We start from the raw sequence: 20152 nt of genomic DNA on the forward strand, positions 1-20152 counted from the left end.
TAAAACATAAAATGGATTATTTATTACAAAAAAACAACCAACTTAAATGGTTGCGAGCAATCGGTATAGAATATTATTGCTCAGAGTCAATAAAAGAAATAGAAATAAATAAAGTAATAAATCAAACAGAACTAGAAAATTCTAAAGTTGAAGTTATGAAAAAAAGTACAGTAATTGTTAACCCGTTATTTGAAGAAAATTCTAATATTAGCTTGGCAAGATCACTTGCTGACAAAGCTAATAATATAGCAGAACTAAAAGAATCGCTACTAAATTTTAATGGCTGTGATTTAAAGAAGCTGGCTAATAATACGGTATTTGGCGACGGCAACCCCAAAGCGCCGATAATGCTAATAGGCGAGGCTCCAGGTAATAATGAAGATTTGAAAGGTATACCTTTTTGCGGCGAAAGCGGAAATTTACTTGATAATATGTTGCTGGCTATCGGAGTTTCAAGAAAAGATAACGCTTATATCACTAATACAGTATTTTGGCGCCCGCCCGCTAATCGTCAACCGACCCTTGAGGAAGTTGATATTTGTCGGCCATTTGTCGAGAAACATATTGCGCTGATTAATCCGAAGCTAATTATTCTAGTCGGTAGTACTGCCGCAACTAGCTTACTCGGTAAAAACGCCGGTATTACCAAAATTAGGCAAGAATATTATTCTTACACTAACAAATATTTAACTGCGCCTATCCAAACCACGGCTATATTCCACCCTGCTTACTTACTACGGCAACCTATGCAAAAACGTACTTCTTGGTATGATTTGCTGAAGATTAAGGAGTATCTTGCGAATAAAAATTTAGTGTGATATATGTAACTAATTTTAGTTACATATATCAATAAGTATGTTATACTAGGATTTTAATTAGAAAGAATATTAAGTTGAGTTCAATAGATAAGCTTCTTAAAAGATTAAAATCAAAACCTAAGGATTTTACATGGGCTGAATTAGCTAGATTATTCGGTAACTTAAATTTTGAAGAAATTACAAGAGGAAAAACCGGGGGTTCTAGAAGAAAATTTTATAATAAGAAAACAGGATTAATTATTAACTTACACAAACCTCATCCCGAACCAATTATAAAGCTTTATTTAATTGAACAAATAATTAAAAAATTAGAAGAAGAAGGATTAATATGATAAGAAACGATTTTATAAGTTATAAAGGTTATCTAGGATCAGTACATTTTGATTCTTCAGAAGAGTTATTTTTTGGTAAAATAGAATTTATAAGAGATTTGATAAGCTATGAGGCTTCTGATGCCAAATCTTTAATATTATCTTTTCATGAAGCGGTAGATAGTTATTTAGAAGATTGTAGTACAGTTGGTAAAACATCTGATAAGCCATTTAAAGGTAGTTTTAATGTTAGAATTGAACCTGAGCTGCATAAAGAAGCAAGTTTATATGCGTTACAACATGGAGATACTTTAAATGGAATAGTTAAAAAAGCTTTAAATAAATTTATCCAATTCTGAAAAATTTTTTACAAAAACTATAATTTATTTTCTAATTTTCCTAAACTGGAGTTATACTTTTAATATACAGCTAAATTCAGAAAGGTTTAGACAGGATAAATTTAAAGACGCCCTTGCGGAGCGTACAAAAGTACGAGATATCAAGCTTTTTTAAAGACACTCTATAAAAAATACAAAGGTATATCCATATGGTTAATGAGAATGACAAGACTTCAGAATTTGCGGAATTAAAAATCAAAGATAAAATATTTAAGTTACCCATAAAAAAAGCTAGTATTGGGGAAGACGTCATTGACGTTAGTAAGATTTATGCCGAAACTGGTTATTTTACTTACGATCCTGGCTTTATGTCAACAGCTTCTTGTCAGTCGACCATAACTTACATAGACGGTGACCTTGGAATACTCCGGCATCGTGGTTATGACATTAAAATCTTAGCCGAACAAAGCGAGTTTTTAGAAGTAGCTTATTTATTAATTAACGGAGAGTTACCGAATAAAGAGCAATATGACAATTTTAATAAACAAATTACTCATCATTCGCTGCTTAATGAGCGGTTGAGAAATTTATTTCCGACATTTTGCAGTTCTGCTCATCCGATGGCTATTATGCTTGCAGCTGTCGGTTCGCTTTCAGGTTTTTATCCGGAGCTATTAAATTTTAAAAGTACCGATTACGAACTAACCGCTATCAGGATGATTGCCAAAATACCGACAATTGCTGCAATGTCTTATAAATATTCCATAGGACAGCCATTCATTTATCCTAACGATAGTTTAGATTTTACCGAAAATTTTTTATATATGATGTTTGCCACTCCCTGTGAAAAATATCAGGTAAATCCAGTAATAAAAAATGCTCTTAACAAAATATTTATTCTACATGCCGATCATGAGCAAAATGCTTCCACTTCGACCGTGCGGCTAGCCGGTTCATCTGGGGCTAATCCTTTTGCTTGCATTAGTACTGGTATTGCTTCTCTATGGGGGCCTGCACATGGTGGTGCTAATGAGGCAGTTATAAATATGCTGAAAGAGATTGGTACGCCCGAGAATATTCCAAAATTTATTGCTAAAGCTAAAGATAAAAACGATCCTTTTAGGCTAATGGGTTTCGGTCACCGGGTATATAAAAATTACGATCCACGCGCGGCGGTTCTTAAAGAAACTTGTAAAGAGGTATTAAACGAGTTAGGGCAGTTGAAAAATAACCCATTGTTACAAATTGCTATAGAGCTTGAAAGTATTGCTCTTAAAGATCAATATTTTATTGAACATAAATTATATCCGAATGTTGATTTTTATTCAGGTATTATTTATCAGGCTATGGGTATACCGTCACAAATGTTTACTGTACTCTTTGCCATAGCTAGAACCGTTGGCTGGATGGCTCAGTGGAAAGAAATGCACGAAGATCCGGAGCAAAAAATTAGTAGACCAAGGCAACTTTACACCGGTCATGTTTTGCGAGAGTATAGGGGAATTAAGGAGAGGTAAAGCATCTTTGATGTTAATATAAATTTTAATTGTATTGTCATTATAGTATGCTAATAATAAGTTAAATTTTATCTATAGAGAACCAAGGCATTATGTTAATCAACGGGCGGTCGGCAGCAGAGAGTACCGAACAAATATTAAAGCAATTAGCTACTTTGCCTTCAAGCTTTCCTGACTATAATAGTAATATAGCACCGAAGCCTATAAAAGAAGAAGACAGAAAAGCCTATAATGAAGCTGTAAATCTATACTATAAAGGAATAGATTTATTTAATAAAGGCGACAATATAAAAGCTTTAGATCAACTCAAAATAGCTGAACAAACTCCTGAGGTACAAAAAGATAATAGCTTTTTATCGTATATTGATACGGTTATGGCACGTACTTATCAAAAGCTTAATAAACCCGATATGGCGGTGCAAAAATTTCAAGACAGTATAAATTATTCTCTTGAAACTAAACAATATTACAATATCGAGAATATTTACAAAGAACTTGCTAATTTACATAAGGAGCAAGGTACTATAGCTCAATATAAAAGAGAACAAAGAAACATTTTATTGGCAAGTCAAGAGAGGGGGGATCAAGAAATAGAGTTAAAAGCAAGGTTAGCGTTAGGAGGAATTTATCGAGTTCAGAATAATCATAATGAAGCTATTGAACAATATTCGGCGGCTTACTCACTACAACAAGGGAAAGTTGATTATGATGCGGTTAGGGTAGAACAGCATGAGGTCGGTTTTTCTAATCAGGAAAAAATAGGTACTGATAATATTCAACAATGTGTAGCGGTAATTTTGTATGATCCTATTAGTAAAAAAACAGCTTTAGCACATGTTGACAAGTTTACCGATGCAAGCTCAATATATAAAGACGTGCTTAGTAAATTTCCGTCTAATACACAATTAAATGCTTACTTAGTTGGAGGGCGTGATAGAAGCGCCCAATCACTTGAAGTATCAGATGCAAATATAAAGAAAGTTACGAACGAATTAAATAAATATTCTACTATTAATATTAAATCGGCAGATATAGGAGATAAAGGCGCACCGTCCGGTATCGTGTTTGATCCTATGACTGCTGAGTTAGTTCATGCGGTTCCGGGTAAGGAAGATAAAACTACTGCTTTAAGGCAAGTAGCGTTAACTGTAGCATTAACTCCTAGGTTAAATTTTGCATTTGATTTAACCGAATCTAAAACTATTAAAGCTCCGATTTTAGCTCAACAACAGCAAGTACAAGTAATACAACAATATTATTATACTCCCCAAACTAAACCTGATAATACATCAGAAGTGTGGCAGAGTAACGCAATACTAACTCCATTTGCTAAAGCTGCAGAGGATATCCGACAAAATCATCCTCAATTAGTTAAAAATATTTTAAAAAGTATTATAGATTATGACGTAAATGAATTAAATATTGATAAGGATAAAAAAAAGGACCTGAAAAAAACTTTAACTAATAGAGCCGTCGAATCCTTAGCAGATAAAACTAAACCGCTATCAGCAATACGTTCAGAAATAAAAGATGAAATTGACAAAAATAACAGTAATGAGCCATTATCTAAATCTCAAGAAAATATATCTCTTCCTAATAAAAAAACTTTGCTAGAAAGAATGGATGATTTCATAGATCGTACTAGGGGAAAAATTATAAATGGATTCAAAAAATTTGGAAAACGTTTATCAAAGGTTTTTAAGACTGAGCAAAAAAAAGAAGCTATACCGCAACAACCTAAACAAATTAATCCTAATACTTCTCAAATAGAGAACAAAGCTATAAAGCCTAAAGATAACATAATACAACCGCCTCTTGCCACGCCGGTTAACAAAACCGTGCAGCAACAAAAGAATAATCAAGAACTATCAACAAGGTTATAGATAATGAAAATCGAAGTTAAATCTATAGAATATAAAATATCTGATCTAGCAGATAATTTAGTGCTTTATACAACTGAACTTAATGACGAAATTGCCTGTAGTTTTTTTTCTGCTGCGCTAGGAAAAGTAGCGCTAGCACGAAATGCTAATAGAGAGCAGTTAAATCAATTAATAAAAGAAATGAACCCTAATAACTTAATAGAAGAAGGGTTAATAAGAGTGCAAATAATCGGCGGTGATGAATCAGAAAAATCTCAAAAATATTTAGAACATCTTATTGCAATGTTAAAAACTATAGATAATCATGATAATATTATAAATGTAGTATCATTAGATACCGGCACAAGATTTCATTCGAATTCTTTTGAATTAGATTGTTATCATGGAGGAATAAGAGCTATCTAGTTTTTGTTGTTCTTCCTGCGTGGATACCAAAATCGTCATGTCGAGGAAGGACGTAGTCCCGACGTGGCAATCTAGTCTTTGTCATGCTGAACTTGTTTCAGCATCTAACTCAAGAGATCCTGAAATAAATTCAGGATGACAGGAAAGTATTATTTCTAGATTGCCGCATTCCCTTTGGTCGCTCGCAATGACGGTGCTGTTGGTAATTTTCGAGCCATACATGTCCCAAAGTTCTTCATCCCTTAGTGCTTATTAAAAAACATGTTATTAATTTTCTTAATAATATGTTGAGCAAGATAAACAGATGGTGGCGGATATTAGATTTGTCAGAGAGTTGAAAATTAGATTAAGTAAACTAAATTTATTGTGTGATAGAGAAATATATGAATCAATCTTATTAAGTTTTATAAAAGCTAACGAGGGGGAGCGATTATACGTATATTTAGATATTAAAAAAAATCATACGATAGGAATCGGCTTTAATATGGATACCTCTTATGCAGAAAAAATTTGGTACAAAATATTTGGTTCTTCTATTTCGTTTCAGCAGGTTAAAGAAGGGGAAAAATCTATTACTAAAGAACAGTCACAGCTATTGTTTAATTACATTAAGGCTAATAATCGCTTAGAACTTCAAACAATTTATAAAGAAATATGGAGTAAGCTTAAGGCTAATGAGCAAGTAATGATAGAGGATATGTATTGGAATGGCGGTAATAAGTTAGTCGGGATAAAAACTAATTTTTATCAAAATATGATTTTATACGGAACAAGTCTGGAATTAAAATATTTAATGATAGCTTTATTAGAAGTAAGGAAAAATTCTAACCCTGAGGGTAACCGTGGTATCCAAAATCGCCGTAACATACAAGCCGAAATGGGAGAGCCTTTATAACACTATTTTAGATTGCATTTGTGTTTGCAAGGCTATACCTTCAACCGTTTAAGCTAAAATGACTCAAGGCTTTATTGCACGGCTCGAAAAAAGCAGCAGTATGTCGCTCCCGCGTAGCATTATTGTGTGGATCGAAAACGCTGACACACACACCGTCATTGCGAGAAGGGACGTAAACTCAACGCCACAACCCAAACTCCACTCGTCATTGCGAGGAAGGGCGTAGCCCCGAAGCGGCAATCTAGAGAAACACTTAAAATAAACAAAATTATATAAAAAATTTGCTATATAATTTACTTAAATATTTTCTGGATGCTCGTTTTTACGGGAATGACATCAAAAATTTGAGCCATGCAACATGCTGTGACTAAAAGGAACGTGGCAATAAAAAATTAAGTCACATCATGAATAGAGAGGCGGAAACAAGTTCAACATGACAAGAACTAGATTGCCACGTTGGCATAAATGCCTCCTCGCAATGACGATTTTAGTAGCCATGCAACAATGCCTTACAAAATTCAAAAGGATAAATAAAAAAGGTCGGATTTTAGGTCCGACCTTTTCCTTAAAGATAATAGATATTGTAAATTTTATTGATGTACAACAGTTACAGCTCTACGATTATAAGCATAAGCTTCTTCGTTATCGCCCGGCATAGCAGGTCTATCTTTACCGTAAGATATAGTGCTTACTCTGCTACGCTCAACTCCTTTTTGAATTAAGAATTTTTGCGCTGCTGCTGCTCTTTTTTCGCCAAGCGCCATGTTATATTCTCTAGTACCTCTGTCATCGCAATGACCTTCAACGGTAGCTTTTACATGAGAGTGTCTAGATAACCAGCAAGCTTGTTTTTCTAATTCTTCTTTAGCTTTTTCAGATAAAGCAGAACTATTATAAGCAAACCATACTGCATTACCGGCATGTTTTTCAAAATCTCTTGTTAAAGAAGTTTCTTCCCCTTGACTCATCATACCGTCATTTTGTACAGCCTTTTTTGTAGTATTACAGCCAGCAAGAACGAACAAAGCAAGAAAAGCTAGTGTGATTTTTTGTATTGTCATAATTAAACTCCTTAAGTTTTAAAATAGTATTATTATTAGTATATTAATTATTTAGTCAATTGCCCCGAACAATAGAGTTCCTAACTAAAAGTTATGAAAATTAGTATATATTATTATTTTATTAGTTAAAAGACTAAAATATAACAAGATAACTTTACTAACTCTTAAATGTGGTAAAAATATCATTTCTATAATGTCTCAATCCGTTATTGCAAAGAGATTCGAAGAATCGATGTGGCAATCTAGTAAAAATACTCTGATTTATTATTTTCTAGATTGCCGCGCTCCTTGCAGTCGCTCGCAATGACGTTTGAGTATCCATGCAACACGCCCACTTTTACTCCTTAATTAAACTCTTTATTTTTTCTACTATATTTGTTAATTTGCTTATATCACTTCCGCCTGCTTGAGCAATAGTTGCTTGTCCACCGCCGCCGGTACCTCCCAAAAACAATGAAAGTTCTTTTGCCATATTACCGGCATTAAATCTATTGCTAATATTTTTACTAACCGCAACGGTAATGGATAATTTTCCGTTAGAATTTGCAATATATATAGCTATCAAATTTTCGGATTTTATTGTTAATTGTTCAGCAGCTTGGCGTAATATTTTATTATCTAAATTCTCAACAAATTTATAAAGTAATTTTATTTCTGCTACTTCTGTAGCTTCTTGAGAAATTTGCTCTATACTTAAATCAAGGGCTGCAACTTGCATTTTTAATAATTCTTTTTCTACTTCTTTAGTGCGGTTAAGAATATTGTTTACTTTATTAATCAGCTCATTTCTGTTGGTTCGTAAAATATTTTCTAACGACTTTAAGAAAAAATCATTATCTTTCATTAACTTTAAAACAAATTCTCCGCAGACGGCTTCTATTCTTCGTACTCCTGCTGCTATAGCGCTTTCGCTAACTATTTTAAAGCAACCGATATCACCAGTTCGCTTTACGTGCGTACCTCCGCATAACTCTAAAGAGTTATCACCTACTGAGACTACTCTTACTTCGGAATCGTATTTTTCGCCAAATAAAGCCATTGCACCGAGTTTAATTGCTTCATCATTGGACATTAAAGCAGTAGTTACTTTATGGTTATCTCTAATAATCTGATTTACTTTATCTTCAATTAAATTTAGTTCTTCAGCGGTTATAGCCTTGGAATGACTAATATCAAAACGTAAATAATCAGGCGCAACTAATGAGCCTTTTTGCGTTACGTGCTTTCCTAATATTTGCTGTAATACTGCATGTAAGATATGAGTAGCTGAATGATGAATTCTCAAATTTTGTCGATATTTTATATCAATAGTAAAATTAGCAGTATCGCCTTGTTTGATTTGTCCTTTCTTTAAAATACATTCGTGAACGATTATAGAACCTAAATATTTTAAAGTGTTAATTACTTGAATTTCACTATTTTGTGAAATAATAAGACCTATATCGCCCATTTGGCCACCCGACTCACCGTAAAAAGGCGTTTGATTGCTAACCAATAAAAATCGTTCACCTATTTCCTTATTATTATCTAATAACGAATTATTTTTTATTAACGCAATTACAGTAGCTTCCGCTTCATTCAACGTATAACCTAAAAACTCGGTGCTGCCGAATTCTTCTTTTATATCAAACCAAAGCCGATCAGTTTTAGATTCACCGGAGCCTAGCCATGATTGTCGTGCACGCTCTTTTTGTTGCTGCATATTTTGGTCAAAACCTGCATGATCAACTGAAATTTGCCTATTTTTCAGAATGTCTTCGGTTAGATCAAGTGGGAAACCGTAAGTATCGTATAGCTTAAATGCTGTTTCTCCCGATAATTTACTACCGCTTATTAATGTTTTTACTTCTTCATCAAGTAATTTTAAGCCACGTTCCAGGGTAGTTTTAAATCTAATTTCTTCTTGCTCTAAAATACTACTGGTAAAATCTTCTGCTCGTCTAAGTTCAGGGTAAGCATCACCCATTAAATCTACTAATTTCGGCAATAACTTATATATTAGAGGCTCTTTGCTGCCGAGTATATGCGCATGCCTCATGGCTCTACGCATAATCCGCCGTAAAACGTAACCTCTGCCTTCATTTGAGGGCATTATCCCATCGGCAATTAAAAAAGCGCTGGCTCGTAAGTGATCGGCAATTACTCGGTAAGAAAACTTAGCTTCGCCTTCTACTTTAACTTTTGCTATATTTTCAGTGAAGCTTATTATTTCTTTAAATAAATCTATCTCATAATTATTATGAACATTTTGCATTACCGCAGTAACCCGCTCAAGCCCCATTCCTGTATCGATCGATTGTTGAGGTAGCGAAATCCTAGTATCTTTATCTATCTGCTCATATTGCATAAATACCATATTCCAGATCTCGATAAAACGATCGCCGTCTTCGTCTTTAGTACCCGGCAAACCGCCCTTTACTTCTTCCCCGTGATCATAAAAAATTTCGGAGCACGGGCCACACGGGCCAGTATCACCCATCGACCAAAAATTATCATTTGTTTTAATTCTGATAATTCGCTCATCACTTAAATTAGCTATTTTTTTCCAATATGAAGCTGCTTCATCGTCAGTATGAAAAACCGTTACATATAGCTTCTCTTTAGGTAATTCAAACTCTTTTGTTAAAAGATTCCAGGCATAATATATAGCTTGTTCTTTAAAATAATCTCCGAAGGAAAAATTACCAAGCATTTCAAAAAATGTGTGATGCCTTGCAGTATAACCGACGTTTTCAAGATCGTTATGCTTACCACCGGCTCTCAGGGATTTCTGAGAGGTTACGGCTGTTTTATACGGCCTTTTTTCTTGGCCAGTAAAAACATTTTTAAACTGAACCATGCCGGAATTAACAAACATAAGACTTGGGTCATTGTGAGGAATTAAGGAACTCGCTGGCATATGAGTATGATTATTTAGAGAAAAGTAACTTATAAATTTACTTCTAACTTCTTCGGTGGTAAATTTAGTCATAATAAGATATTATTTAATGTGTCTTTTAAGTTCAAATCAGTTGATTACAAAATTTCTTTATACCTAAATGGTCATAACCAGTATAGTAAAAAAATATAATTAATTATGATTAAAGTAAAATTGATTTATAGAAAATATGTTTAATTTAAACGAACTACTAAATAGACAATTCTTTACAAAGCTTTTAGATAAACTTAAAATGCATTTCTGGTATAGAAAAAATATTGTTATTTTATTTGGCAATAAAGGCATTTTTCTTAGTGCTTTTATAAGAGATAAATTAGCAGAAAGTTTATTTGTTCCTTTTAGTGATTCCATAGATTTAAACTTATATAAAAGTTTTTTTCATAAATTTAAAAATTTTGATGTTTTTTTCTTGCTTGATGGCCCGGATTGTAAGATGCGCCATGATTCAATACCTATTTTAAAATCTTTAGTTAAAATCGATCCTATTGAACGATTTATCGACGGTTATTTTAATAAAGACGATATAACAGCGCATTATATTTATAAAATTTCTACAATTCCGAGTGAAATTTGGTCTACTTTAATTATGTCTAGCCCTTGCGTGCCTCCTTTAAGCGATGTAGTGAAAGGGGTTTTAGAGACCAGGTCACTAAATTTCAAAGGGATTTACTTTTTAGCTTTAGAATTTAAAGCCATCATTGATAACATAATAAAAAATACCGAACAAAATAAATATACCGATTATTTTCAGATTTGTGTTTTTATTCTAGAAGCAAGTGGAATTAAGTTTATTATAAAATATCAAAATAATATAATTTCTACCCAAACCTTTGAATACCCTCCCGATAAATCGGAGTCATATATTCAAGGGATTATTGAACAAGAGCTAACGGACTGTTTGTTATTATATAAAAATTACATTAGTAATTTAAAAAATGAAGTATGTATAATTTTTATAGTAGGAAATGAATTACAAATTTTATTACAACAATCAAATTTTGAAAATCATCCCATGATTTTTGTTCCTGTAAATGAAATATTAAACGAACCGGCTTTAATCTCCGGTAAATTTCTAGATACGAATATTAGCAAATTATTTATAAAATATAAAAAGTTCCAAGCTGTTAATGCTAACTTAAAAACAATAAAAAAACTTAATTTTGTTAGCTCGTTAATATTTAAATTATTTACTCTAGGAATGTTAATATTATTATTTATAGCCGCCATCATTAAATACCAAGTGTTGAAAAATAATAAAGAGGTGCTTTTTTTTAGTGAAAAATATTATGCCACGACACAAAATTATAATGAGATAAAACGTAAATATCCTTATATTCAAAACACTACCAATCTAGCAGATTTATATGTTATCGAAAAGTTATTGGAAATGCCAGTAATTTTACCTTTTGAACTTATAACCAAGCTAGATTCGGCTTTTAAAATAAAAGAAATTAAATGGGAATTAATAGATGTAGATAACACATTATTAATATCTAAAAGGCAACTAGGTATTAAAATACTTCTTGAGTTTATAACTAATAATTTATCATTAGAAGACTCAATGAAAAATTTAAATAATCATATAAATGATATCCATAATATTTTGAATCAAGGGGATATTGATTTCATCGTCACGATATCTAAAAATAGCATAATTAATATATCGGATAGAATAGTAATACCGTTATTTATTCAATATAAACGAAAAGGATAAAAATATGTTTGCAAGATATATTATGTATTTGAAAAATGTCATATTTTTTCAATTCGTTATATGTTTTTTTTGTTTTTCGTTAATTATTTGGATAATACAAGCTTTTGGAACAGAGTATGCAGACTCTACTGTTCGGGTCCAGAATGCTGAAGAAGCTTTAACGGAAGAAACTTTAAAATTATATTCAATAGTTAATTCTAAAGAAGAGATATTAAGTATTTATAAAAAATATACCGATTTAAGTATTCCCATATATAAAAATTGTTTAAGATACATGGAGCTTATACCGAAAATACAAAATCTTTCTGCTAAATATAAATTAAAAGAGCCTATTACCGTAACGATAGATGAAATATTTTTAAAAAATAATATTAAAGAATTTCAACAAGAGCAGGAAAAAATTAGAATAGACAATTATAGCGTAAACTTGAAATTTGCAACTTTGGATATTGTAACTTTTTTACAATTATTTCAAGAAATTTATTCTTATATGCCGCCTAATACTATTGTAACTTTCGTACGGATACGCAATGAGGAGGTATTAACTCCTAAAACTATTTATAAACTCTCAACTGCTGAACTTCCTGATTTTATTTATGCTAAATTAACTATGTATATTAGGGAATTAGTATCGCATGAATAATATTGATTCGCAGTTATTTAAAAAAGATATTATAGATAATTTTATTAATAATATTTCAAATCTTACCTGCTCAACCCTTGCACATATGATCTCTATAGATTATGCAATAAGACTATTTTCTAAGCCCGATTCTAAAAAATATATTTCTTCCTGTATTCTCAAGCTAAAATCTTTTTTGGGTTATAAAGTTATAAATGATGATAGTTTTTCAGTAGCTTTAACGTTATTTGCCGTGGCTATTGCACCTGTCGCCGGTGTGACTAGTTTTGAAAATAACGTTTTAGCACAATCCCAAGGACAAGACATAGTAGCGGAAAATCTAGTAAATATTTATTTTAGAGATATTGAGATAAATGCTGAAGATAGAGAAATAATAAAAAAAATATTTAAAAGTTTATTAAAAGAAAAAAATTCTAATAGTATAATCAATTATATTGAAGCTAATTCAAAATTATTTTGTACCTCCGTAAAATATGCAATAAAAAAATATCAAGGACAAGATGAGATAAATTTATACGTAAAAAAAGAAATTGATAAAATATTAGCAATTTCTTTAGAATTTACTGAAAAAAATAACACGTTTAAACAAACAACTGGTAAAATTGCCGGTGCTATTTGTGCGTTAGCAGTCGGAGCAATGAGCGTTGCAACGGCCGGCGTTGCTTTCTCTCTAATAGTTATACCAGCTTCTATCTTGGCTATAAAATATGCGCCTAAAATCGGTGAAAAAATCGGCGAGTTACTGTTAAATAGTGATCCGGTAATAAAATTGAAAGAGAAAAAAATTTCTGAATTTAAGACTGAAATTCAGAATAATAATCAAACTTTTTTGGCGAAGGAAAAAGTAAAAGAACGTAATAAAAATAAAGAGGAGGACATTATAGTTTCTCCTAGCAAGATAAATCTTGTAAAAGATAATGTTAATTTAGTTAAAAAATCGCAACAAGAACGCCAAAGATAGATAATTATTTTTTCCTTGTGAATGTAGAGTATTAACCTTATTATTCTTCTTTTGAGATATATAAAATAAAGTAATTTGATGAGAAAGATTGTAATATCTGGCATGATTGGCAACGCTCTTGAGTGGTATGATTATGCGCTGTATGCACAATTTGCTTATATAATCGGGCAACATTTCTTTCCAGATTCAGAAATGCGTGAAACGCTAACTTTTGCTGTATTTGCTGCTGGCTTTGTTGTTAGACCGCTCGGTGGTATCATTTTTGGCAATATCGGTGATAAATTCGGTCGCCGCATTGCTTTAGTATTAGGCATTATAACTATGGCAATACCTACCGCTGGCATTGGTTTATTGCCTGGTTATAACACTATTGGCATCGCTGCACCTATAATCTTGACTCTTATTAGATTAATACAGGGTTTTTCTCTCGGTGGAGAATTTAGCGGTTGTATATCTTATATCGTAGAACACGCTCCTTTAGAGCAAAGAGGTTTGGCGGGAAGTGCTTCTTTCGTTAGTATGTGCGCCGGTATGTTACTCGGTCTTGCTACTGCCGCCGGTTTTGCTTATTTTATGCCTGAAGATATTTTAAACGACTGGGGTTGGAGAATACCTTTTATTGCTGGTTTATTTATTAGTTCCGTAGGGCTGTATATTAGAAAAAATTTATCGGAAAGCCCTATTTATAAAATAGCAAAAGAAACCGGACGTTTGGCACGTTTTCCTCTTCGAGAAACGCTAACTAAATACTGGAAGGAATTAATTATAGCTCTAGGTCTTTATATTACGGTAACGGCGCCTTTTTATACTTCAACAGTTTTTATCGGTAACTTTATGAAAACGCTTGGGTATAATAATAATCAAAGCTCCATAGTTAGCAGTGCAATACTCATAACTATGATGGTTATATTCCCTATATCTGCTTATATTTCTGATAAAATCGGTCGTCGTCCGGTGTTAATATGCGGAATTATACTAATGATTCTGCTGGTTTATCCGATTTTTCTGTGCTTAGGATCGATGAATTTCTGCCTTGCCCTTCTTTCGCAAATAGTCTTTGCAGCGATTATTGCTATTTACATGGGGCCTATTCCAACCGTGCTAGTGGAGATATTTCCGACTAGCGTAAGATTTACGGGAGTTGCTCTTTCCTATAATTTAGCTGCGGCAATATTTGGTGGAACTGCTCCAGTAATGGGAATGATGCTTATAAAACTCACCGGTGATAATTATGCAATATCATATTATTTAATTGTGCTGACGTTAGTATCTTCTATAATCTTGCGGTTTTACAAAGAAACCTATAAAAAAAGTTTGATAGATAATTATGAGTGAAGTTTTTGAATTACCTCAAGGAGAAAATAAAGTTTTACTACATTCCTGTTGTGCGCCTTGCAGTGGTCCTCTTATGGAAAAAATTATAACTTCTGGCATAGATTTAACTATTTTTTTCTATAATCCCAATATTCATCCCAAAAAAGAATATGAATTACGAAAAAATGAAAATATTAGATTTGCCGAAAAGCATAATATAAAATTTATTGATGCTGATTATGATCCACAAAATTGGTTTGTACGAGCTAAAGGGATGGAATATGAGCCGGAAAGAGGTAAACGTTGCACAATGTGTTTCGATATGCGTTTTGAACGTACTGCTCTTTATGCTTACGAAAACGGTTTTAAAATTATTACCAGTTCCCTAGGTATTTCGAGGTGGAAAGACATGAACCAAATTAACGAATCGGGTATTAAAGCCGCTTCAAACTATGAAGGTATTATTTACTGGACTTATAATTGGCGCAAAGATGGCGGCAGTAGTAGAATGTACGAAATTGCTAAAGAAGAAAATTTTTATAAACAAGAATTTTGTGGTTGCGCTCCATCGTTACGAGATACCAATAAATGGCGAATAGCTAATAACCGTCCGAAAATTGAAATCGGTAAGGAATATTATAGCTAAGAAAGGAGAGTATAATATAATGTTACCCTCTATATCCAAGCATGCAGCAGCTCATAATATAATTGCGCTTAAGCGATATGGACAAAATTTCATTTTTGATAGCAGCTTATGCGATAAAATCGTCCGGGCTGCCAAGCTTGAGGAAAATAAATATGTCTTAGAAATTGGTCCGGGTACTGCTGGTTTAACTAGGTCGATATTACAAAAAAATCCTAAATCCCTAACTGTTATAGAAACCGATAACAGATGTGTTCCGTTATTGGAAGAAATCAAAGAAAATTATCCAGCTTTAAATATTATCCAGGGAGATGCGCTTAAAGTTAGTTTAGCTGAGTTAGATATAGTCAAATTAGCTTTATCATGCGGTAATAAAATAAATATTATTTCTAATTTACCTTATAATATAGGCACTGAATTAGTTATTAGATGGCTAAAACAGGCGGAGTTAATAGATAGCATGACTTTAATGTTGCAAAAAGAAGTCGTGGAAAGGATGTATGCGATTCCTGGTACAAAAGCCTATGGCAGATTGTCGGTTATCTGCCAGTTAATCGCTAAAATAGAGAAATGTTTTGATGTAGCTCCTACTGCTTTCTATCCGCCGCCTAAAATATATTCTTCTGTCGTTAAGTTGATGCCTTTAAAAAACTCGCTCCCTATCGCTATAATAAATAAAGTCGAATTAATAACAAAATTAGCCTTTGCAGGAAGGCGCAAAATGATTAAGTCTTCTTTAAAGAATATACCTAACATTAATGAGTTGCTTTTAAAATTACAAATTGATGGTAATTATCGAGCTGAAAACCTTTCACCACAAAATTATTTATCTCTAGCCGAGTTAATTTGTTAAATTTGTCATTCCTACGCAGCATTGTTGCGTGGATACCCTAAACGTCCTCGGTGTCATTCCCACAAAAGCGAGAATCCAGAAAAAAATAGTCATCCTGAATTTATTTCAGGATCTACTACTATAAGAGATGCTGAAACAAGTTCAGCATGACAAAGTAAAGCCTGGATTCCCTCTTTCGAGGGAATGACACCGAGGATGTTTAAGGTATCCACGCAACAATACCTAGCGAGAATGGCATAAAGGGCAGCGAGAATGCGTACTGACGAACCGATCCACACAACAATGCTTGCAGCGGCTTACAATAACACTGTAAAGGTATATTCATTGCGCTGTCCAACCGCCATCTATAAGAAGGCCGCTGCCTGTTATTGATGAAGCTTTTTCATCACATAAAAATAATACCAAATCTGCTATTTCACTTGCTTCAACAAATTTTTTGGTAGCTTGTGATTTAAGAATTACGTCTTTTAAAGCTGATTCTTCACTGATATGTCGAGCCTTAGCGGTATCCGCTATTTGATTCATTACTAGCGGGGTTTTTACGTAGCCCGGACAAATAGCATTTACAGTAATATTATTTTCAGCTACTTCAAGTGCAACAGTTTTTGTAAGGCCGAGAAGCCCATGTTTGGCTGCAACATATGCCGATTTAAAGGGGGAGGCGACGTAAGCATGAGCAGAGGCAATATTAATTATACGCCCGAAGCCGTTTTTTTTCATGCTAGGCAGGGCATATTTTATAGCATAAAAAGCGGCGATTAAATCTATACGTATGATTTGCTCCCATTTATCTGTTGGAAAATCTTCGATAGGAGCAACGTGCTGAATCCCAGCATTATTTATTAATATATCTATTTTGCCGAAATTTTTTATTATCTCTTCAAACATTTTGGTTATTTCAAACGCATTTGCTAAATTTGCTCCTTGATAGTTAATTGTATTAGCACCTAAATTTTTCAGTTCTAGAGATATTTCTTCAATTTCTTCTACTGAAGCAAAACCGTTAATGATGATTTTCGCTTGCAACTTCGCAAAGTGTCTTGCTATTTCAAGCCCTATACCGCTAGTTGAACCGGTAATAACTACTATTTTATCTTTCATTCGTTTCTCCTAACTTCGTATTTGTGCCTAAATTGGCATTTGTATTTTATATGAAAGTAACTTATGCTAGATATTATTTAAAGAAATATTTGATAAATTCATGGAAATTGTTGATAGTTTTTTTACATCTGTAACTTGTGCGGGCAAAGAAGTGCCTTTTGATCATCCCAAAGTTTATTTAGAAATTGATCCGAAAAAGCAAGAAATTAGTTGCCCTTATTGCAGTAAAAAATTTAAATTAGTTAAAAAATGACTATAAAGCTATTATCTGAAAATACTATAAATCAAATAGCTGCTGGTGAAGTTATAGAGCGCCCCGCTTCTGTTGTTAAAGAACTTGTGGAAAATGCCGTTGATGCTGGGGGCACTAAAATCGATGTGATTTTAGAACGAGCAGGAAAAAACTTAATTATTATCTCGGATGACGGCATTGGAATGTCCGATAAAGACTTAGAAATCGCTGTTGAGCGCCATACTACTTCCAAGCTTGATGAAAGTGATTTTTTAAATATTCATACATTCGGTTTTAGAGGTGAAGCATTGCCTTCTATCGGTGCTATTAGCAAGATGCTTATCAGCTCAAGGCTTAGAGGAAGCGATAAAGCCTATCAAATTAAACTAATCGGCGGTAGAGAGAAACAAATTATGCCTTCTATTCATAATGAAGGTACTAAAATTGAGATCCGTGATTTATTTTTTGCAACACCCGCACGGTTAAAATTCCTCCGAACCGATAAAACCGAGCTTACGGCTTCCGTTGACGTTGTCAAAAAAATTGCTTTAGCTCATCCGGAGATTTCCATTAGTTTATCCCATGAAGGCAAAAGCCTTATAAAAGTAAAAGGACAAAATAAAGATTTTGACAGTAATTTAAAACAAAGAATAATTGAAATAATTGGACAAGATTTTATCCAAAACGCTGCTTATATCGACTTTAAAACTCCTGAATTATCTATTTACGGTTATACTAGTATTCCAACATTTAATAGGGCTTCTACTGAGGATCAATTTTTATTTATTAACAACAGACCGGTAAAAGATAAATTATTACAAGTAGCTTTAAGAGTAGCATATCAAGATTATTTAGCAAGAGATCGCCATCCTCTAGCTGTTATATTTCTGCAAATCGATCCGCAATTAGTTGATGTAAACGTTCATCCGGCAAAGGCAGAGGTAAGGTTTCACGATCCCAATACGGTAAGAAATTTATTAATTAATGCTATTAAAGATGCTTTAAAAAACAAAAGTCATATTACTTCTACTAGTATTGCCGAAACTACCTTACAGCTGTTTAAAAATCCGCTTACTAATAATAACATTGCCATAAAAGCTCCAAGCTATAGCAGCCCAAACCATGTTTCGGATAAGATGAGTAGTTACAAACCACAAGCACCGGCTACACAAGGTAACTTTTGTCAAAAATTAATTGATACATTACCGCATGCCAAAATTGAAGCCGCAGTAGAGCAGCATATTCGGCAAGAACCTCAAGTAGTGCAAGAAAGTATAGAGTATAACTACAGACTAGGAGCCGCTAAAGCCCAACTACATAACACTTATATTATTTCGCAAACTGATGATAGTATTATTATAACTGATCAGCATGCAGCACATGAGCGCCTTGGCTATGAAAAAATTAAACAATTAATCGCTAAAGATGGACTAATTAAACAACGATTACTTATACCGGAAATAGTAGAATTGCCTGATGAAAAAAGAGCCGATCATTTATATGAGAATAAAGACAAGTTAGCTAAACTCGGTTTAACTATTGAAAAATTTAGTGAAAAATCAATTATAATTACAGAAATTCCAAGTCTGCTAGGTGAGGTTAACGTTCAACAATTAGTGCATGACTTGGCTGATCATTTATTAGATACTAACGAGAGTATTTCTCTGATCGAGTTAATCGAACACGTAACGGAAACATATGCTTGTCACTATTCTATTAGAGCAGGCCGAAAATTATCAGGTGATGAGATGAACGCTTTACTCCGGAAAATGGAAAATACGCCATTTTCTGGTCAGTGTAATCACGGAAGACCAACCTATATCGAGCTGAAGCTAAAGGATATAGAACGTTTATTCGGTCGTAAATAATTCTTTTTATATTTAAAATAATTAAATAAATCTAGAAAAAATTTATAAATTAATTTTAAAACTATTTTAAAACTATTAAGTTTTCAAAAATTTCTAATCAAAATGTAGAAAAAAATAAGGATAGATTAGTAGAAAAAAATATCAAAAGCTTTAGGTTCAGTGAACAAAATTTAAATTAATCTATTTTAGTTCTTTTTTGCTGCAAATTATAAGATTTTTTTGAAATATGAATAACTATTCCTACAAAAATCTTATTAATTTTCGCTAAAAAATATCTTAAAATATAAATAACTTAAATTTTGTTCACAGAACCTAGTAAAAGATAGGAGTTGGTGGACAAAGGTAAAGAATTTTCTTGGGCTTAAAGAATCGTATGAAGTTTCTAGTAAAGCAATAATAGGCATTGTTAAAAAAGAAGTGGAAACATTAGGGATAGCTTTAGAAGGTGCTGATAAGATTAAAAGTAAAGTCAAGAGCAAGTGATGCCTCAGTCAGTACAAAAAGAGTTAGCAGGACGCTCTCCTCGTTCACGTGGTTGAGTACTATTGTATTTTGTATTTTTGTTTAGATTGCTGAGTCGAGACTGTGTCTCTCCTCGCAAGGCATTGTTGTGTGGATCGGAAAACGAGTGCAATGTCATACCGTGGCCCCTCCCAC

Annotated in this window: 18 protein-coding genes and 1 pseudogene; 15 read left to right on the forward strand and 4 right to left on the reverse strand. The window is 33.0% G+C overall.

Annotated elements, in window-relative coordinates; genetic code table 11:
* Positions 1-11 precede the first annotated feature (11 nt).
* From OTR29_RS01010 to OTR29_RS01035, 6 genes and pseudogenes are all read left to right on the forward strand, one after another.
* Positions 12-818 carry a uracil-DNA glycosylase family protein gene (locus OTR29_RS01010; protein WP_422229055.1) on the forward strand — a complete coding sequence of 269 codons (807 nt, stop codon included), beginning with the start codon at positions 12-14 and terminating at the stop codon, positions 816-818.
* Between the two features lie 74 nt (positions 819-892).
* Positions 893-1150: a type II toxin-antitoxin system HicA family toxin gene (locus OTR29_RS01015; RefSeq protein WP_422228807.1), complete on the forward strand. Its 258-nt coding sequence runs from the start codon at positions 893-895 to the stop codon at positions 1148-1150.
* Positions 1147-1488: a type II toxin-antitoxin system HicB family antitoxin gene (locus tag OTR29_RS01020; protein WP_422228808.1), complete on the forward strand. Its 342-nt coding sequence runs from the start codon at positions 1147-1149 to the stop codon at positions 1486-1488. The genes OTR29_RS01015 and OTR29_RS01020 overlap by 4 nt, the downstream gene beginning before the upstream one ends.
* A gap of 188 nt (positions 1489-1676) precedes the next feature.
* Positions 1677-2984: a citrate synthase gene (locus OTR29_RS01025; RefSeq protein ID WP_422228809.1), complete on the forward strand. Its 1308-nt coding sequence runs from the start codon at positions 1677-1679 to the stop codon at positions 2982-2984.
* 590 nt (positions 2985-3574) lie between these two features.
* Positions 3575-4066: pseudogene (locus OTR29_RS01030) on the forward strand (hypothetical protein); the annotation flags it as partial.
* An 804-nt stretch (positions 4067-4870) separates the two neighbouring features.
* On the forward strand, positions 4871-5272 hold the full coding sequence (locus OTR29_RS01035) for a hypothetical protein (RefSeq protein WP_422228810.1): 402 nt from the start codon (positions 4871-4873) through the stop codon (positions 5270-5272).
* A gap of 81 nt (positions 5273-5353) precedes the next feature.
* Here OTR29_RS01035 and OTR29_RS01040 read toward each other — a convergent pair whose 3' ends face one another.
* Entirely contained in the window at positions 5354-5494 is a 141-nt protein-coding gene (locus OTR29_RS01040; RefSeq protein ID WP_422228811.1) for a hypothetical protein, read from the reverse strand.
* Between the two features lie 82 nt (positions 5495-5576).
* Here OTR29_RS01040 and OTR29_RS01045 point away from each other — a divergent pair, with 82 nt between their 5' ends.
* The gene (locus OTR29_RS01045) at positions 5577-6167 is read left to right on the forward strand and encodes a hypothetical protein (protein ID WP_422228812.1); all 591 of its coding nucleotides are present in this window, start codon (positions 5577-5579) and stop codon (positions 6165-6167) included.
* Positions 6168-6757: 590 nt separating this feature from the next.
* Here the strand turns inward: OTR29_RS01045 and pal are convergent.
* Both pal and alaS read right to left on the reverse strand, forming a co-directional pair.
* Positions 6758-7228 carry a peptidoglycan-associated lipoprotein Pal gene (pal, locus tag OTR29_RS01050; RefSeq protein WP_422228813.1) on the reverse strand — a complete coding sequence of 157 codons (471 nt, stop codon included), beginning with the start codon at positions 7226-7228 and terminating at the stop codon, positions 6758-6760.
* A gap of 337 nt (positions 7229-7565) precedes the next feature.
* Positions 7566-10199, reverse strand: coding sequence for an alanine--tRNA ligase (alaS, locus tag OTR29_RS01055; protein WP_422228814.1), 2634 nt, complete (start codon positions 10197-10199; stop codon positions 7566-7568).
* Positions 10200-10335: 136 nt separating this feature from the next.
* Between alaS and OTR29_RS01060 the strand changes: the two genes are divergently transcribed.
* From OTR29_RS01060 to rsmA, 6 genes are all read left to right on the forward strand, one after another.
* The gene (locus tag OTR29_RS01060; protein WP_422228815.1) at positions 10336-11880 is read left to right on the forward strand and encodes a hypothetical protein; all 1545 of its coding nucleotides are present in this window, start codon (positions 10336-10338) and stop codon (positions 11878-11880) included.
* 4 nt (positions 11881-11884) lie between these two features.
* A complete protein-coding gene (locus OTR29_RS01065; protein WP_422228816.1) occupies positions 11885-12523 on the forward strand; it encodes a hypothetical protein in 639 nt (212 codons plus the stop codon).
* Complete coding sequence (locus OTR29_RS01070; protein WP_422228817.1) at positions 12516-13484, forward strand: RP853 family protein; 969 nt, start codon at positions 12516-12518, stop codon at positions 13482-13484. The genes OTR29_RS01065 and OTR29_RS01070 overlap by 8 nt, the downstream gene beginning before the upstream one ends.
* Before the next feature lie 78 nt (positions 13485-13562).
* Positions 13563-14819 (forward strand): metabolite/H+ symporter, encoded by a 1257-nt coding sequence (locus OTR29_RS01075; protein ID WP_422228818.1) that lies wholly within the window; start codon positions 13563-13565, stop codon positions 14817-14819.
* Positions 14812-15444, forward strand: coding sequence for an epoxyqueuosine reductase QueH (locus OTR29_RS01080; protein WP_422228819.1), 633 nt, complete (start codon positions 14812-14814; stop codon positions 15442-15444). Before OTR29_RS01075 ends, OTR29_RS01080 begins: the two co-directional genes overlap by 8 nt.
* 19 nt (positions 15445-15463) lie before the next feature.
* A complete protein-coding gene (rsmA, locus tag OTR29_RS01085) occupies positions 15464-16294 on the forward strand; it encodes a 16S rRNA (adenine(1518)-N(6)/adenine(1519)-N(6))-dimethyltransferase RsmA (protein ID WP_422228820.1) in 831 nt (276 codons plus the stop codon).
* Positions 16295-16615: 321 nt separating this feature from the next.
* Here the strand turns inward: rsmA and OTR29_RS01090 are convergent, their stop codons facing one another.
* Complete coding sequence (locus tag OTR29_RS01090) at positions 16616-17395, reverse strand: 3-hydroxybutyrate dehydrogenase (protein ID WP_422228821.1); 780 nt, start codon at positions 17393-17395, stop codon at positions 16616-16618.
* A gap of 100 nt (positions 17396-17495) precedes the next feature.
* Here OTR29_RS01090 and OTR29_RS01095 point away from each other — a divergent pair, with 100 nt between their 5' ends.
* Together OTR29_RS01095 and mutL are read left to right on the forward strand one after the other, a co-directional pair.
* Positions 17496-17648: a zinc-finger domain-containing protein gene (locus OTR29_RS01095; protein WP_422228822.1), complete on the forward strand. Its 153-nt coding sequence runs from the start codon at positions 17496-17498 to the stop codon at positions 17646-17648.
* Positions 17645-19495, forward strand: a complete 1851-nt coding sequence (mutL, locus tag OTR29_RS01100) for a DNA mismatch repair endonuclease MutL (RefSeq protein WP_422228823.1) — start codon at positions 17645-17647, stop codon at positions 19493-19495. Before OTR29_RS01095 ends, mutL begins: the two co-directional genes overlap by 4 nt.
* Positions 19496-20152 lie beyond the last annotated feature (657 nt).

Origin of the sequence: Rickettsia endosymbiont of Halotydeus destructor, assembly GCF_049278075.1 — a bacterium.
Lineage (GTDB): Bacteria > Pseudomonadota > Alphaproteobacteria > Rickettsiales > Rickettsiaceae > Rickettsia.

What these genes read in the sequence shown, in the direction of transcription:
- OTR29_RS01010 (WP_422229055.1), top strand. Translation starts at nt 12, where the DNA reads ATGGATTATTTATTACAAAAAAACAACCAACTTAAATGGTTGCGAGCA.
- OTR29_RS01020 (WP_422228808.1), top strand. Translation starts at nt 1,147, where the DNA reads ATGATAAGAAACGATTTTATAAGTTATAAAGGTTATCTAGGATCAGTA.
- OTR29_RS01025 (WP_422228809.1), top strand. Translation starts at nt 1,677, where the DNA reads ATGGTTAATGAGAATGACAAGACTTCAGAATTTGCGGAATTAAAAATC.
- OTR29_RS01035 (WP_422228810.1), top strand. Translation starts at nt 4,871, where the DNA reads ATGAAAATCGAAGTTAAATCTATAGAATATAAAATATCTGATCTAGCA.
- OTR29_RS01040 (WP_422228811.1), bottom strand. Translation starts at nt 5,494, where the DNA reads ATGTATGGCTCGAAAATTACCAACAGCACCGTCATTGCGAGCGACCAA.
- OTR29_RS01045 (WP_422228812.1), top strand. Translation starts at nt 5,577, where the DNA reads ATGGTGGCGGATATTAGATTTGTCAGAGAGTTGAAAATTAGATTAAGT.
- pal (WP_422228813.1), bottom strand. Translation starts at nt 7,228, where the DNA reads ATGACAATACAAAAAATCACACTAGCTTTTCTTGCTTTGTTCGTTCTT.
- alaS (WP_422228814.1), bottom strand. Translation starts at nt 10,199, where the DNA reads ATGACTAAATTTACCACCGAAGAAGTTAGAAGTAAATTTATAAGTTAC.
- OTR29_RS01060 (WP_422228815.1), top strand. Translation starts at nt 10,336, where the DNA reads ATGTTTAATTTAAACGAACTACTAAATAGACAATTCTTTACAAAGCTT.
- OTR29_RS01065 (WP_422228816.1), top strand. Translation starts at nt 11,885, where the DNA reads ATGTTTGCAAGATATATTATGTATTTGAAAAATGTCATATTTTTTCAA.
- OTR29_RS01070 (WP_422228817.1), top strand. Translation starts at nt 12,516, where the DNA reads ATGAATAATATTGATTCGCAGTTATTTAAAAAAGATATTATAGATAAT.
- OTR29_RS01075 (WP_422228818.1), top strand. Translation starts at nt 13,563, where the DNA reads ATGAGAAAGATTGTAATATCTGGCATGATTGGCAACGCTCTTGAGTGG.
- OTR29_RS01080 (WP_422228819.1), top strand. Translation starts at nt 14,812, where the DNA reads ATGAGTGAAGTTTTTGAATTACCTCAAGGAGAAAATAAAGTTTTACTA.
- rsmA (WP_422228820.1), top strand. Translation starts at nt 15,464, where the DNA reads ATGTTACCCTCTATATCCAAGCATGCAGCAGCTCATAATATAATTGCG.
- OTR29_RS01090 (WP_422228821.1), bottom strand. Translation starts at nt 17,395, where the DNA reads ATGAAAGATAAAATAGTAGTTATTACCGGTTCAACTAGCGGTATAGGG.
- OTR29_RS01095 (WP_422228822.1), top strand. Translation starts at nt 17,496, where the DNA reads ATGGAAATTGTTGATAGTTTTTTTACATCTGTAACTTGTGCGGGCAAA.
- mutL (WP_422228823.1), top strand. Translation starts at nt 17,645, where the DNA reads ATGACTATAAAGCTATTATCTGAAAATACTATAAATCAAATAGCTGCT.